Below are 14,927 nucleotides of genomic sequence, written 5' to 3' on the forward strand. Positions count from 1 at the left end.
CGGGTCGTTGGCCCCATTCATTGGCGTATCGCTGCTGCGTGGTTATGGCTCGCCGGTACCTGTCGGTGTCTACCCGGAACCGGTGACCGCGCCTTCATCGGTGATGCCGACATCAACGAGATGTCCACACTGGACCGTCGCGGTGCCGAGATGTTCATCGACGGCCTGCGGGGGATGTGCGAGGCGGTGCGGAACTTCCCGGCCCCGGTGCGCGCTACGCCTATCACTGGGTCTGGCGAAGGTGAAGGCGACCCTGGATCAGCGTGGAGGCCCGGCCCGAAAGCGCTTCGGGCCGGGCCTTCCGGGGCGCTGGGTCAGTTCTGGGAGAGCAGCGAACGCAGGAAGAAGACCAGGTTGGCCGGGCGCTCGGCGAGGCGGCGCATGAAGTAGCCGTACCACTCGTCGCCGTAGGCCACGTAAACCCGCAGCTTGTTTCCTTCGGAAGCGATCCGCTTCTGCTCCTCGGCTCGGATGCCGAACAGCATCTGGAACTCGTAGCTGTCCGCGCTACGGCCAGACCGCGCGGCCAGGTCGGCGGCGATCGCCACCATCCGCGGGTCGTGGCTGGCCACCATCGGGTAGCCGTCGCCCTCCATCAGGATCTTCAGGCAGCGGACGTAGGAGCGGTCCACCTCGGCCTTGTCCTGGTAGGCGACCGAAGCCGGCTCGGAGTACGCGCCCTTGCACAGCCGCACCCGGGAGCCCTCGCCCGCCAGGTCGCGGCAGTCCTGCTCGGTGCGGTGCAGGTAGGCCTGCAGCACCGCGCCGACCCACGGGAAGTCCACCCGCAGGTCGCGGAGGATGCCCAGCGTCGAGTCCGTGGTGGTGTGGTCCTCCATGTCGAGGGTCACCGTGGTCCCGGCGGCGGCTGCGGCCTCGCAGATCAGCCGCGCGTTGTCCAAAGCGATCTTCTCGCCGTCGGCGGGCAGGAACTGCCCGACCGCGGAGAGCTTCACCGAGACCTCGGCCCGGTCGGCCAGGCCCTCGGCGGAGAGCGCCTGCAGCATCTGCTGGTAGGCGTGGACGGTGTCGGCGGCCTGCTGCGCAAGGAGGGTGTCTTCGCCGAGGTGGTCGAGCGTGACGTACATGTTCTGGTCACGCAGGGCTCGGGTGGCCCGGACCGCGTCCTCGGGCGTGGTGCCAGCGACGAACCGCGCTACGACCGGCTTGGTCAGCGGGTTGGCCTCCACGAGTCGGCGCACGCCCTGGGAACGGGCGGCGGCCAGCAAGGTGCTGCGCAGCATCGTGGGTCTCCTTCTTCGCAGCTGTTCTCGGGGTTCGGGAATCTCCTTGCCTTCCGCGTTGCCTGCAGTCGAAATTGCGTGCCGCGGTTCGCCGGACGGCACCGGCGAAGGATTCGGAGTGAGGTGTTCGGGGTGAGGGGCACCCGCGGCAGGCGCGGGTGCCCCTCACGCTCAGCCCATGTGCGGGTAGCCGATGTGGGCGGGGGCGTCCCAGGTTTCCTTGATGGCCCGGGGGCTGGTCCAGCGCTGGATGTTCAGCAGCGAACCGGCCTTGTCGTTGGTGCCGGAGGCGCGGCTGCCGCCGAAGGGCTGGCGGGACACGATGGATCCGGTGGGCTTGTCGTTGACGTAGAAGTTGCCGGCCGCACCGCGCAGCTTCTGGTGCGCCAGCTCGATGGCGCTGCGGTCGGTGGCGAACACCGCACCGGTGAGTGCGTAGGGGCTGGAGGCGTCGACGACGTCGAGGATGTGGGAGAACTTGGCGTCGTCGTAGACGTGCACGGCGATGATCGGCCCGAAGTACTCGGTGGTGAACACCTCGTCGGTCGGGTCGTCGCAGACCAGCACCGTGGGCTCGACGAAGTAGCCGGTGGAGTCGTCATAGCCGCCGCCGACGAGCACCTCGATGGAGTCGGTCTTGGCCGCTCGGTCCAGCGCTGCCTTGTGCTTGGCAAAGGCGCGGTGGTCGATGACGGCGCCGCCGAAGTGGGAGAAGTCGGTGACGTCGCCGTAGCGGATGGTGCGGGTCAGCTCGGCCAGCTCGTCGCGCAGCCCGCCCTCCCAGATGGAGCGCGGCACGTAGGCGCGGGAGGCGGCGGAGCACTTCTGGCCCTGGTACTCGAACGCGCCGCGGGCGAACGCCGCCGCCAGCGGGGCGGGGTTGGCCGAGGGGTGGACGACGATGAAGTCCTTGCCGCCGGTCTCGCCCACGATGCGCGGGTAGCTGCGGTAGCTGTCCAGGTTGTCGCCGATGATGCGCCACAGCTTCTTGAAGGTGGCGGTGGAACCGGTGAAGTGCAGGCCCGCGAAGCCCGGGTCGGTCAGCGCGACATCGGAGACGGCCTGGCCGTCGCCGGTGACCAGGTTGATCACCCCGGGCGGCAGGCCGGCGGCCTCGAACAGGCGCATGGTGAAGTGCGCGGCGAACTGCTGCGAGGGCGTCGGCTTCCACACCACGGTGTTGCCCATCAGCGCCGGGGCGGTGGGCAGGTTGCCGGCGATGGCGGTGAAGTTGAACGGCGTGATCGCGGTGACGAACCCGTCCAGCGGGCGGTAGTCCATGCGGTTCCACTCGCCGGGCACCGACCGCGGCTGCTCGGCCATGATCTGCCGGGCGTAGTGGACGTTGAACCGCAGGAAGTCGATGAACTCGCACGCGGCGTCGATCTCGGCCTGCTGCACCGACTTGGACTGGCCCAGGATGGTGGCGGCGTTGATGGTGTCCCGCCACGGCCCGGCCAACAGGTCTGCGACACGCAGCAGCACCGCAGCGCGCTCGTCGAACGACGTCGCGGCCCAGGCGGGGGCGGCGTCTTTGGCGGCCTGCACGGCGTCGGCGACATCCTGGGTGGTGGCCTGCGCGGCGGTGCCCAGCACGTGCTGGTGGTCATGCGGCTGAACGACGGCGAAGCGGTCGCCGCCGCCGAGCCGCTGCACGCCACCGATGGTCTGGGTCAGCTCGATGCGCTCGGACTCCAGCTCCGCGACCCTCTTCTGCAGGGACTCCCGCTCCGGCGAGCCGGGCGCATAGCCCTTGACCGGCTCGTTGTAGGGCACCGGTACCGAAGTGATGGCGTCCATAGCCAAATTCGCCTCCTTGCGAGAAGTCGCTGTCGGGGGAAGGGTCCTGTTACTTGGGAGGTTAAGGTTTCGTTAGCGCCCCGGGCTTGTCCGTTCGGCTATCGTTGACATTGCTGGATTGTTCGGTTGGACAAGTGGGGGCCCTGGTTGCACGAGGTCGAAGTTGACGCCGTGGGCGTTGCCGTGGTGGGCGTGCCATTGCGCCAACTCCTGATCGCAGTGGGGGAACCGCTGGTCGACGTGCTCGCGGCGCCGCGCGGCTTCGAAGTCGAGGTGCGCGACGTCGTAATTGTCGACCCGGAGGAGGAGTCCGGCAGCGGTCGCAGTGGCGATTTCGTGCTGGTCATCGGCGCGCGAGGCAGGGCAGCCGCCCGGCTGGTGCGCGCTGCGGCCCGCGACGGGGCGGCTGCCGTGGCGGTGAAGGTCGACTCCGAAACCGATGCGCGGGCCCTGCGCGACACCGCGATCGACTGCCGGATCGCGCTGCTCGGCGTGCGGCCCGAGGTCCGCTGGGAGCGGCTGGAGTCCTTCGCGCGTTCGGCCGTCGACAACGCCCGGCTGACCACCGACGCGGACCTCGGCGAGGCGCTGGGCGACCTGTTTTCGCTGGCCCAAACGGTGGCGGCGATGACCGACGGCATCGTCGCGATCGAGGACACCGCGAGCCGCGTGCTGGCGTATTCGCGCTCCGACGACGAGGTCGACGAGCTGCGCCGCCTGTCGATCCTGGGGCGGCAGGGGCCGGAGCCGTACTTGGCGATGCTCCGGGAATGGGGCGTTTACCAGCGGTTGCGCGCCGGTGAGGACGTCGTGCGCCTCGACGAGCGGCCGGACCTGGGCATCCGCCGCCGGATGGCGGTCGGCATCCACGCGGGCAACCAACCGCTGGGCACGATCTGGGTGCAGGAAGGCAAGCGGCCGCTGTCCGAGCATTCCGAGCGGGCGCTGCTGGGCGCGGCGCGCGTGGCGGCGTTACAGCTGATCCGGCAGCGCACCGAGGCCACGGCCGGGCCACGGTTCCGGGAGAACCTGCTTACCGGTCTGCTGGACGGCCTCATCGACGCCCAGTCGGTGTCCGACAACATCGGTGCGGATCCGGCGAAGCCGGCGGTGGTCGTGGTGTTCACGCTGCGCCCGTCGGACGCCAGCGCGGACCGTTCCGAACTGGAGTTGCAGCGGTCCGAGATGACCAGCCTGATCTCGGTGCACGCCTCGGCCTACCGGCGCAGTGCGCTGGTCACCACGATTGGTTCACGGGTGTACGTGCTGCTGCCGGACCTGCCGGAACGCTCTGCGGTGGCGTCGGCGCTGAGCCTGACCAGGGAGATCGTGGCGGCGGCCAGGCAGCACGTGCGGGCGCGGGTGCAGGTGGGCGTTGGATCGGCGGTCCGGACGCTGGACGAGGTGGCGGAGTCGCGCACCGAGGCGGACCGGATCCTCGACGCGATGACCCACGACCTGCACGCGGAGATCGCCACCATCTCGGATGTGCGGGCGCAGGTGGTGATCAGCGAGATCCTGACGGTGCTGCAGGGCAACGAGCGGTTCCGCGACTCCCGCCTGGCGGGGCTGCACGAGCACGACGCGGAGCACGGAACCGACCTGGCCCGCTCGCTGCTGGCGTACCTGGAGGCCTTCGGCGACGTCCGCGCGGCCAGTGAGGGCTTGCACGTCCACCCGAACACCCTCCGCTACCGGGTCCGCCGGGCCGGTGAGATCACGGGCGTCGACTTCGCCAACCCGACGGAACGCCTGAGCGCGCACCTGCAACTACTGCTCGCCCGCCGGACTGCCCGCCGCTGACGGCTGCTCGATGGCGTCCTCGCCGCCCCATCCTGAGCTGACCGCGATGGTGATCGAGCCGCCGTCCCGTAGGTGCCTCGGGGCCCGGCGGAGCAGCGCGATCTGCCCGAGCAGTTCACGTCGAGGTTGATCTAGCACGCGATCCGGCGCGGCGGCGCGGGCGCGTGGTGCTGGGGGATCGACGTCCGGCTCAGAGTTTGCGGAGGCGGACCCGGTTGATCGAGTGGTCGATGTCCTTGCGCAGCACCAGAGTCGCGCGGGGTCGGGTCGGGAGGATGTTTTCCACCAGGTTCGGTTCGTTGATCGTGCGCCACAGGTGCTCGGCTTCGGCGCGGGCCTCGTCGTCGGAGAGCTCGGCGAAGTGGTGGAAGTGCGAGTTCGGGTTCGCGAACGCCGTGCTGCGCAGCGCCAGGAAGCGATTGGTGTACCAGCGGGCGATGTGGTCGGTGTGCGCGTCGACGTAGATGGAGAAGTCGAACAGGTCCGACACGGCCAGGCTCGGCGCGGGCTGCAGCACGTTAAGCCCCTCGATGATCAGGATGTCCGGCTTGCGGACCACGTGCTGTTCGCCGGGCAGGATGTCGTAGGCGACGTGCGAGTAGACCGGCGCGGCCACCTCGGGCGCCCCGGATTTCACCTCGGTGACGAAGCGCAGCAGCGCCCGCCGGTCGAAGCTCTCGGGGAAGCCCTTGCGGTGCATCAGGCCGCGGCGCACCAGCTCGGCCTTCGGGTACAGGAAGCCGTCGGTGGTGACCAGGTCGACCCGCGGGTGGTCGGGCCAGCGGGCCAGCAGCGTGCGCAGGATCCGCGCGGTGGTCGACTTGCCGACCGCGACGCTGCCCGCGATGCCGATCACGAACGGCACCTTCGTGCCGCGGGTCTCCTCGCCAAGGAACGTCGTGGTGGTCTCGTGCAGTCGCTGGCGGGCGGCCACCTGGAGGCTGATCAGCCGCGATAGCGGCAGGTAGACGTCGGCGACTTCGGCGAGGTCGACCGGCTCGCCGAGCCCGCGCAGGGCGACGAGCTCGTCCTCGGTCAGCGGCAGGGGAAGGTAGTCGCGCAGTTCTCGCCACTGCGCGCGGTGCAGCTCGACATACGGGCTCAGTTCGCGAACGCGCGTCACAAGTACCCCTCGGCATTGAGGCCCGGTAGGAACTCAGACGCCCCGGGGAACTTCCGGCGGCGTTGAAGAAACCCTAGGACGCCGGAGCCGTGCGGCGCTGTGATCCAGTGCACGCTGAGACGCAGAAAACACCCTTGATCGATCGCGACGATCTTCCGCTTCGCGGACAACATATTCCATTTACGGCAATTTCAATGGAAATTGGACCTTCGATTTCCATTGAAATTGCACTGGAACGCCGGAACGCCGGACGTCGCACGGGGAGGCGACGTCCGGCGTTCGGAGTTCCCGGTCCTCCGACCGGGGTCAACGGCTCACTTCTGGGGTTCGGTGGACGAGAGCTCGTTGAGCTTGGACTTCCGGTACCCGTAGGCGAAGTAGATCACCAGGCCGATGACGAACCAGGCGGCGAACCGCAGCCACGTAACCGGGTCGAGGAAGGTGACCAGCCAGATCGAGAAAATGATGCCGATGATCGGCACGACCGGCATGCCGGGGCACTTGAACCCGCGTGGCAGATCCGGCCGCTTGTAGCGGAGGACGATGATCGCGGCGCACACGATCACGAACGCCAGCAGAATACCGATGTTGGTCAACTCCGCGGCCTCGCCGATCGGCAGCAGACCCGCGATCAGCGCCGAGGCGATGCCGATGAGCCAGGTGAAGCGGCTCGGCACCTTGCGCACCGGGTGGGTCTTGGAGAACCACTTCGGCAGGAGGCCGTCCCGGCTCATCGCGAAGCCCACCCGGGTCACGCCGAGCATGAAGGTGAACAGCACGGTGAGGATGCCCAGGATGGCGCCGACGGCGATGATCGCGCCCAGCACCGGCAGACCGACGTCGGCGAAGGCGGTGGCGAACGCGCTCTCGGCGCTGATCTGCTGATACGGGATCATGCCGGTCAGCACCAGGCAGGCCAGCACGTAGAGCACCATCGAGATGGCCAGCGAGTAAATGATCGCCTTCGGCATGTGCCGCTGGGCGTCCTTGGATTCCTCCGCCGCCGTGCTCATCGCGTCGTAGCCGAACACCGCGAAGAACACCGTCGCCGCACCGGCGAACGCGCCGCTGATGCCGAAGGGGAAGAACGGGTTGTAGTTGCCGGTGTTGATGTGGAACGCACCGACGACGATCACGACCAGCACCACGGCGACCTTCAGGTACACCAGCAGCGTTTCGAAGCGCGCCGCGCTCTTCATGCCCTGGTTGAGGATGAAGGCGATCAGCAGGCACAGCAGCGCCGCGAACAGGTTGATCTTGTAGCTGCCCGCCGGGGCGGCGCCGTCCTCGGTGCCCGGCGCGCCCATCATCCACAGCGGCAGATCGATGTGCAGGAAGCCGAGCAGTTCGTTGAAGTAACCCGAGATGCCGATGGCTACCACCGCGACGATCGCGGTGTACTCCAGCAGCAGGTCCCAGCCGATCAGCCAGCCCACGACCTCGCCGAGCACCGCGTATCCGTAGGTGTAGGCCGAACCGGCCTTGGGGATCATGCCCGCGAACTCCGCGTAGGAGAACGCCGCGGCCGCGCTGGCGATACCCGCGATCAGGAAGGAGATCAGCACCGCGGGCCCGGCCTTTTCGTTGGCGACGGCGCCAGCCAGGGAGAAGATCCCGGCGCCGATGATGCCGCCGACGCCGATCGCGGTGAGCTGCCACAGGCCCAGCGAACGCTTGAGTCCGGACTCGCCGTCGTCCTCGATGATCGTGTCGATCGGCTTGCGGCGGAATATCCCCCGCCCTGGGGTAAGGCTTGGTGTGGTCACGGATTCTCCCGAATGCGTTCGTCCTGCGCGAAAGGGTACGTACATTGCGTGATCCGGCCCGGCGGACGTTCCGCGCAACGTCGTCCGTGTCTGCATCACCGAAGGGTTTGCACGTTCCGGCGAAACCTACGCGCCGCCGACGCGTCACTTGATTGTGGGGTCGGATGAGAGTTTCCGGCCTCGTTTGGTCGAGCGGACAAATCGGCCGGTGGGTGGTCGCATCCTGCTTCACAACTCGGCACGTTCGGTAGCGACGCGTGACCGCCGGGCGTCGCGATCGTTAGTGTTCACGCCGGTGCCCACTCGAAGCCAGCTCCGCTGCGGAAATGAGATTGTAATGTCCAGTTACCGCACCGTCGTCGTTGGAACGGACGGCTCGGCACCTTCGCTGCTCGCGGTGTCCCGCGCCGCCGAGGTGGCCCGCGACTCGACGGCCCGGCTGGTGATCGTCTGCGCCTACTACCCGAGCAGCACGCGGGAGGTCGAGGAGGCATAGAACGCGCTCGGCGACGAGGCGTTCCAGGTGATCGGTTCCGCACCGGCCGAGGACACCCTTCGCGAGGCCTCCGCCGTCGCCCGCGGGGCGGGGGCGACGAAGATCGAGACCTTCGCGTCGGTCGGCGCGCCCGTGTCAGTGCTGCTGGCCGCCGCCGAGAAGGAGGCGGCCGACCTGCTGGTGGTGGGCAGCCGCGGGCTGAACACGTTGAAGGGCCGGATCCTCGGGTCGGTGCCGTCCGAGGTGTGCCGTCGGGCCGATCGCGATGTGCTCGTTGTCCGAACCGCGCGATGAGGGTGCGCCGCGCGGCCACGAGGGTGCAGGAGACCATCCTCGGCGGGCCGGCGCGGCACACCAAGGAAGAGGTCGCCGCGGCGGCCGGGGTTCCTGTCGCCCGGGCCGAGCAGCTCTGGCAGGCGATGGGTTTCGCCCACGTCGAGGACGACGCGGTGGTGTTCACCGACGCCGACATCGCCGCGCTTCGCGCGCTGGTCGAGCTGGTCTCCGCCGAGGTGATCCCGCCAGAGCTGGAGTCGGCGGTCGCGCGGTCGCTGGCACAGACCATGTCGCGGTTGGCGGAGTGGCAGGTCGGGATCTTCAAGTCGCTGCTGGGCGAGCAGTTCGCGGTGGACGTGGCGACCACGGCGCAGGTCGCCGAGGTGATCCTGCCGGTGATGGCGCGCATGCAGGACTACGTGTGGCGGCGGCACCTGGCGGCCACCGCTTCGCGCGAGCTCGCCGAACGCGATCCCGGGGTCGACGAGCGGGTGCAGGTGATCGGCTTCGCCGACATCGTCGGCTACACCAGGTTGATCCGGGACTTCACCGAGCTGGAGCTCGCCCGGCTGATCGACGGCTTCGAGTCGCTGGCCGGCGCCGTGGTCGCGGAGAACCACGGCCGGGTGATCAAGACGGTCGGCGACGAGGTGCTGTTCGTGACCGACACCGCGACGGAGGCCGCCGAGATCGCGTTGACGCTCAACGAGGAGATCGCCAAGACCGACCTGCTGCCGCGGCTGCGGATCGGGCTCGCGCGGGGGCCGGTGCTGGCCCGCTTCGGCGACGTCTACGGGTCGACCGTGAACATCGCGAGCCGGCTGACGTCGGTGGCTCGCCCGGCCTCGGTGCTGGTGGACCGTGAGCTGGCGGCCGCGTTGCGGGGGCACGCGGAGTACCGGCTGATCTCGGTGGGCCCGACCAAGGTGCAGGGCTTCCGCGGCCTGCGGGCCTGGGCGCTGCGCCGTTCGGAGTGAAGTCGCATCGCCGGCCGTGAGTCTTCCGGGTTGCTGTGGCTGTCCAGGAGGCTCACGGTCGGCGTGCGGCACCGGCCCGGCGCCGGTGTGACCGAAATCCCGATGCATTTGCATGCGACAAGCAAGAATCTTTGATAACTCACCGGTCCTACGTCGATCACCTGGCGTTTTGCGACCTTCGACGATCGCCGCCGACGACACCACATGGTTGTTTTGCCCCTTTTGTTCGCATTGCGGCCATGTTTGGCCCACGTAAAGCGGGATGCCTGCGCGCTGGACCAGCAATAGAGTCGAGGCATGGCCGATCGGGGAACAGTCGTGGCAGGAAGCCATTCCGACGAAGTATCCGCTTTGGTGGCGCAGTACGGCCGGTTGCCGGCCAGCGCGCCGGTGCGCCTTGCCAAACCGACCTCGAACCTCTTCCGCTTTCGCGCGCCGTCGCAGGGGCCGGGACTGGACGTCGGGCGGTTCAACCGGGTGCTGGAAGTGGATTCCGCCAGCCGCACCGCGCAGGTGCAGGGCATGGCGACCTACGAGAGCATCGTCGACGCGCTGCTGCCGTCCGGGCACATCCCGCTGGTGGTGCCCCAGCTCAAGACGATCACACTCGGCGGTGCGGTCGCCGGGCTGGGCATCGAATCCACCTCCTTCCGCAGCGGTCTCCCGCACGAATCCGTGCGGGAGATGGAGATCCTCACCGGAGCCGGTGAGGTGGTCCGGGCCCGGCCGGATAACGAGCACGCCGACCTCTTCCGGGGATTTCCGAACTCCTACGGCACGCTGGGCTACGCGCTGCGGCTGGAGATCGAGTTGGAGCAGGTCAAGCCGTACGTCCGGTTGCGGCACGTGCGCTTCGGTTCGGCGGGGGAATGCGCCACGGTGATCGCCGAGATCTGCCGCGACCGCAGCTTCGACGGGGAGCCGGTCGACTTCCTCGACGGCACCGTGTTCAGCCCGCGCGAGCAGTACCTGACGCTGGGCTCCTATGTGGACAAGGCGCCGTTCACCAGCGACTACACCGGGCAGCAGGTCTACTACCGGTCCATCCAGCAGCGGCAGGTCGACTTCCTGGGCATCCACGACTACCTGTGGCGCTGGGACACCGACTGGTTCTGGTGCTCCCGCGCGCTCGGCGCGCAGCACCCGCTGGTCCGCCGCTTCTGGCCGCAGCGGTACCGCCGCTCCGACGTCTACCGCCGGATCGTGGCCTGGGACCGCCGCCACTCGGTCACCGACCGGATCGCGGTGCTTAGCGGCAAGGGCCTCAACGAGCCGGTGATCCAGGACGTGGAGATCCCGGTGGACCGGCTGCCGGAGTTCCTGGAGTTCTTCCACCGCGACATCGGGATCTCCCCGGTCTGGCTGTGCCCGGTGCAACTGCGCGACCGCGAGGGCTGGCCGCTGTACCCGATGGACCCGGACACGCTGTACGTCAACGTCGGTTTCTGGGCCACGGTGCCGCTGAAGCCGGGCGAGGCGCCGGGGCGGCACAACCGGGCCATCGAGCGCGCGGTGACCGAACTCGACGGGCACAAGTCGCTGTACTCCAACTCCTACTTCGAGGAAGCGGAGTTCTGGCAGCTCTACAACCGCCCCGCCTACCAGCAGTTGAAGGAGACGTACGACCCGAAGGGCCGGCTTCCCGGGCTGTACGAGAAATGCGTGGGGGAAAGATGATTTCTACGCAGCTTGAGCCGTGGTCACGTCGTTCTTGGCAGGCCGGGCATGTCGCTCGAATGCTCTTCGGACATAAAAGCAAATCCCACGCAACCCTCGAACTGAGCGGCAGGAAGGAGATCCGCTGATGGGCTGGGCAGAGGTGTTCACGCGCATCCTCGGAAGCGACGTCTCATTGGAGATCCGTGCGTTCGACGGCAGCCGCGCCGGGCGTGCGGGGGCGGACGTGTGCGTGGAAATCCGTTCGCCGCTGGCACTTTCGCATCTCGCCGCCGCGCCGGGCGAGCTCGGCCTGGCGCGCGCCTACGTCACCGGGGCGATCGAGGTGCACGGCGACATGCACACCGCGCTGACGGCGTTCCCCAGCGTGGCGCTCAACGACATCCCGCCGAGCCTGCGGCGCGAACTGGCGGTGAAGCTGGCCGGGTACCGGTTGTGGTGGCCGGTGCGACCGCCGGAGGTGGAGCACCGCCCGCGCGGCTGGCGGCACTCGAAGCGCCGCGACAGAAAGTCGATCTCGTACCACTACGACGTGTCCAACAGGTTCTACGAGTGGGTGCTGGGCCCGTCGATGGCCTACACCTGCGCGGTGTACCCCGAGGCGACGTCCACTTTGGAGGAGGCGCAGTTCACCAAGCACGACCTGGTGGCGCGCAAGCTCGGCCTGCAGGAAGGCATGCGGCTGCTGGACGTCGGCTGCGGCTGGGGCGGCATGGTGATGCACGCGGCCGAGCACTACGGGGTGCGCGCGCTCGGCGTGACGCTGTCCCGGCAGCAGGCGCAGTGGGCGCAGAAGACCATCGCCGAACGCGGGCTGGCCGACCTCGCCGAGATCCGACACCTGGACTACCGCGAAGTCACCGAGACCGGCTTCGACGCGGTCAGCTCGATCGGGCTCACCGAGCACATCGGTCAGGCGCAGCTGCCGGGCTACTTCTCGTTCCTGGCGGGCAAGCTGCGCCCCGGTGGGCGGCTGCTCAACCACTGCATTACCCGGCCGGACGGCAGCCACGGGTCGCGGCCGGGCAAGTTCATCGCCCGCTACGTTTTCCCGGACGGCGAGCTGGAGCCGGTGGGCACGCTCGTGTCGGCGATGAACGACAACGGCTTCGAGGTGCGGCACGAGGAGAACCTGCGGGAGCACTACGCGCTGACGCTGGCCGGTTGGTGCCGGAACCTGGAGGAGCACTGGGACGAGGCAGTCGCCGAGGTGAGCTTCGACCGGGCGCGCGTGTGGCGGCTCTACATGGCGGCCTGCCAGCTGGGCTTCGAGCGCAACATCGTCCAACTGCACCAGGTCCTCGGCGTCCGCCTGGACGACACCGACGCCCACTACCCGCTGCGTCCGACCTGGTAGTAGAACCGTGTCCGCTGTTCAGGGCTCGCGAGCCGTTGGATCGCTAGCCGGGCATTCCGCACATGAGGGTTGATCAACTCGGCCTGGTCGTCATGTTCTGGGCTCGGGCTTCGGGGAGCGTGCGGCCTTGACGTAGCGGTTGAGGACGGCCCGGAGTTGTTGGGCGTGCGCATCGTTCAGGTCAATTTCATACGTCACACCATCCAGCGCGAAGGTGACGGTGTGGTTGGCCGGGGACCCGTCGACATCATCGACGAGTTCGACCTGAATCCGCTCGGCCATGATCACCTGTCTCGGGAACGTGCCCCGCCTCGATCCGCGACACTTGCAGGTAAGACTACTGCGAGCCTTAACCACGTTGTAGCACGCGGCGGCACCGTTGTCTCGTACTCAACCATAGAGCAGCTCGTTGCCCAGCCGATAACCGCCGGGCGGGTCACGTGCCGCCGCGCCCGGCGAGGGTACGTGGCCACCAACGGACAGTAACCACTGCGAGACAATCCGAGTCAACTGCTTGTTGGCCTGCCGGGCCTGCTCCTCCTCGCGCTCCTGCTGGCGCGTGCTGCTCGTCGGCTCGGGCTTCGGGGAGCGTGCGGCCTTGACGTAGCGGTTGAGGACGGCCCGGAGTTGTTGGGCGTGCGCATCGTTCAGGTCAATTTCATACGTCACACCATCCAGCGCGAAGGTGACGGTGTGGTTGGCCGGGGACCCGTCGACATCATCGACGAGTTCGACCTGAATCCGCTCGGCCATGATCACCTGTCTCGGGACGGGAATGAGGCGGAGACGGGCCAGTGCCTCGAAGACCAGCCTGCCGGTGGGTTTGGCGGGCCTTCCTACGTAGAGTCCGTCAAGCGTGGTCTGGGGGGCGATTGCCAGTCGGAGTTGGCGCTCGATCAGACAGAAGATCAGCAGTGCCAGGCAGATCACGGTGATCAGGGCGGCGATGCGCCGGTTGTTCTTCAGGAACATCGGTGCCACCGCCAAGGGGCCTTTGATCGTGCTGTAGCGGCGTTCCACGACTTCCTGGCCCTTGTAACGGCGCAGGATCTCGGCCGCTGCGACGGTGGCGGGCAGGTTGGTGAGCAGGGCGTACCAGCCGTCGGTGGCCGTCTCGGCATCCAGCGCGGCCTGGTCGAACCACCAGCGCAGGGTGGGTTTGCCGGTAGCGGGATCGGTGCCGGTCTCGGTGCGCAGGTAGGCGGTGACCCGTCGGGCGGCCGCGATCGCGGCGACTCGGGCGGTCACGGCTTTCTCGTCAGGGTAGTGACGGGAACCCAACCCCCGGGCCAGCCGGTCGAGGTCATCGCGGGCGCGGTCGAGTTTCTTGGCCCGGGCGGTGGCCGCGGCGTGGGCTCGGGCGGTGGAGTGCACGAACACCCGCCGCAGCGTGAGCACCGGGTCTCGCTTGCGTTTGCCCGCAAGGGTCATCGTGTCCTCGCTGACGTGCCATCGGCCCCGCGCGGCAGCCGGTTTGCTCGTGTCGCGTTGCGCGACGTAGTCGACCTGGGTGGCCGAGTCGAGGTCCAGTGCGGCCAGTCTCGCGGCGGGGGTGTACGCCTTCGAGGCGGGGGCGATGAACCCGACACCGGCATCGATCATCGCCGAGACATTGGTGTAGGACACCAGTTTAGAGTCCCCGCTCAGCAGGAACTCCTGGGGCTTGGCCATTTTTTGCAGTTCGGTCATAGCGCCCACTACCTGGGTCCGGCTTCGGCTCTTCGGCCGGAGTCGCTTCGAACGGCGCTTCCTCGACGGGCTCGGGCTGCTCGACCGGCTCCGGGGCGACCGGCTCGGCGGCCTTCTTGCTGAGGCGCTCGCGGGTGCGCTGCGCGGCGCCGCGGATCTGCTCGGTCAACTGCTTGTTGGCCTGCCGGGCCTGCTCCTCCTCGCGCTCCTGCTGGCGCGTGCTGCTCGCCGGCTCGGGCTTCGGGGAGCGCGCGGCCTTGACGTAGCGGTTGAGGACGGCCCGGAGTTGTTGGGTCAACTGCTTGTTGGCCTGCCGGGCCTGCTCCTCCTCGCGCTCCTGCTGGCGCGTGCTGCTCGCCGGCTCGGGCTTCGGGGAGCGCGCGGCCTTGATGTACCGGTCGAGGACGGCCCGGAGTTGTTGGGCGTTCTCATCGTTCAGGTCAATTTCATACGTCACACCATCCAACGCGAAGGTGACGGTGTGGTTGGCCGGGGACCCGTCGACATCATCGACGAGTTCGACCTGAATCCGCTCGGCCATGATCACCTGTCTCGGGAGCTAGCCGGGCATTCCGCACATGAGGGTTGATCAACTCGGCCTGGTCGTCATGTTCTGGTATTTGATCATCTTGGTTTGGTCGGGTCGACACCGAGTAGGTCCAGCAGCCGGGTCTGCAGTGGTGATGGCCGGGGAATGCCGGGTGGCTGCCCTCCGGTGG

General features: G+C 68.2%; 12 protein-coding genes and 1 pseudogene. 5 read left to right on the forward strand and 8 right to left on the reverse strand.

Annotated features, from left to right (window positions below; genetic code table 11):
* Window positions 1-314: 314 nt before the first annotated feature.
* Window positions 315-1,244, reverse strand: a complete 930-nt coding sequence (locus SSPN_RS0108540; protein WP_010693620.1) for a proline dehydrogenase family protein — start codon at window positions 1,242-1,244, stop codon at window positions 315-317.
* A 171-nt stretch (window positions 1,245-1,415) separates the two neighbouring features.
* Window positions 1,416-3,044 carry an L-glutamate gamma-semialdehyde dehydrogenase gene (gene pruA, locus SSPN_RS0108545; RefSeq protein ID WP_010693621.1) on the reverse strand — a complete coding sequence of 543 codons (1,629 nt, stop codon included), beginning with the start codon at window positions 3,042-3,044 and terminating at the stop codon, window positions 1,416-1,418.
* A gap of 126 nt (window positions 3,045-3,170) precedes the next feature.
* Between pruA and SSPN_RS0108550 the strand changes: the two genes are divergently transcribed.
* Complete coding sequence (locus SSPN_RS0108550; protein WP_010693622.1) at window positions 3,171-4,847, forward strand: PucR family transcriptional regulator; 1,677 nt, start codon at window positions 3,171-3,173, stop codon at window positions 4,845-4,847.
* Here the strand turns inward: SSPN_RS0108550 and SSPN_RS58295 are convergent.
* The 3 genes from SSPN_RS58295 to SSPN_RS0108570 all read right to left on the reverse strand — a co-directional run bounded on the left by SSPN_RS58295 (window position 4,815) and on the right by SSPN_RS0108570 (window position 7,736).
* Window positions 4,815-4,985: a hypothetical protein gene (locus tag SSPN_RS58295; protein WP_010693623.1), complete on the reverse strand. Its 171-nt coding sequence runs from the start codon at window positions 4,983-4,985 to the stop codon at window positions 4,815-4,817. The genes SSPN_RS0108550 and SSPN_RS58295 overlap by 33 nt on opposite strands.
* 52 nt (window positions 4,986-5,037) lie before the next feature.
* Complete coding sequence (coaA, locus tag SSPN_RS0108560; protein ID WP_010693624.1) at window positions 5,038-5,970, reverse strand: type I pantothenate kinase; 933 nt, start codon at window positions 5,968-5,970, stop codon at window positions 5,038-5,040.
* A gap of 314 nt (window positions 5,971-6,284) precedes the next feature.
* A complete protein-coding gene (locus SSPN_RS0108570) occupies window positions 6,285-7,736 on the reverse strand; it encodes an amino acid permease (protein WP_010693626.1) in 1,452 nt (483 codons plus the stop codon).
* A gap of 337 nt (window positions 7,737-8,073) precedes the next feature.
* On the opposite strand from SSPN_RS0108570, the pseudogene SSPN_RS43090 reads away from it, so the two are divergent.
* From SSPN_RS43090 to SSPN_RS0108590, 4 genes and pseudogenes are all read left to right on the forward strand, one after another.
* A pseudogene (locus SSPN_RS43090) lies at window positions 8,074-8,526 on the forward strand (universal stress protein).
* Window positions 8,523-9,485, forward strand: a complete 963-nt coding sequence (locus SSPN_RS0108580) for an adenylate/guanylate cyclase domain-containing protein (protein ID WP_049887583.1) — start codon at window positions 8,523-8,525, stop codon at window positions 9,483-9,485. Before SSPN_RS43090 ends, SSPN_RS0108580 begins: the two are co-directional and overlap by 4 nt.
* Window positions 9,486-9,782: 297 nt before the next feature.
* Entirely contained in the window at window positions 9,783-11,162 is a 1,380-nt protein-coding gene (locus SSPN_RS0108585) for an FAD-binding oxidoreductase (RefSeq protein WP_044572734.1), read from the forward strand.
* Between the two features lie 127 nt (window positions 11,163-11,289).
* A complete protein-coding gene (locus SSPN_RS0108590) occupies window positions 11,290-12,519 on the forward strand; it encodes an SAM-dependent methyltransferase (protein WP_010693631.1) in 1,230 nt (409 codons plus the stop codon).
* Window positions 12,520-12,609: 90 nt separating this feature from the next.
* Here the strand turns inward: SSPN_RS0108590 and SSPN_RS43095 are convergent, their stop codons facing one another.
* From SSPN_RS43095 to SSPN_RS48735, 3 genes are all read right to left on the reverse strand, one after another.
* A complete protein-coding gene (locus SSPN_RS43095; RefSeq protein WP_083821859.1) occupies window positions 12,610-12,801 on the reverse strand; it encodes a histone-like nucleoid-structuring protein Lsr2 in 192 nt (63 codons plus the stop codon).
* Between the two features lie 108 nt (window positions 12,802-12,909).
* Window positions 12,910-14,208: an IS1634 family transposase gene (locus tag SSPN_RS62515; protein ID WP_420187503.1), complete on the reverse strand. Its 1,299-nt coding sequence runs from the start codon at window positions 14,206-14,208 to the stop codon at window positions 12,910-12,912.
* Window positions 14,150-14,749 carry an Lsr2 dimerization domain-containing protein gene (locus SSPN_RS48735; protein ID WP_237710493.1) on the reverse strand — a complete coding sequence of 200 codons (600 nt, stop codon included), beginning with the start codon at window positions 14,747-14,749 and terminating at the stop codon, window positions 14,150-14,152. Before SSPN_RS48735 ends, SSPN_RS62515 begins: the two co-directional genes overlap by 59 nt.
* Window positions 14,750-14,927 lie beyond the last annotated feature (178 nt).

Origin of the sequence: Saccharopolyspora spinosa NRRL 18395 (genome assembly GCF_000194155.1) — a bacterium.
Lineage (GTDB): Bacteria > Actinomycetota > Actinomycetes > Mycobacteriales > Pseudonocardiaceae > Saccharopolyspora > Saccharopolyspora spinosa.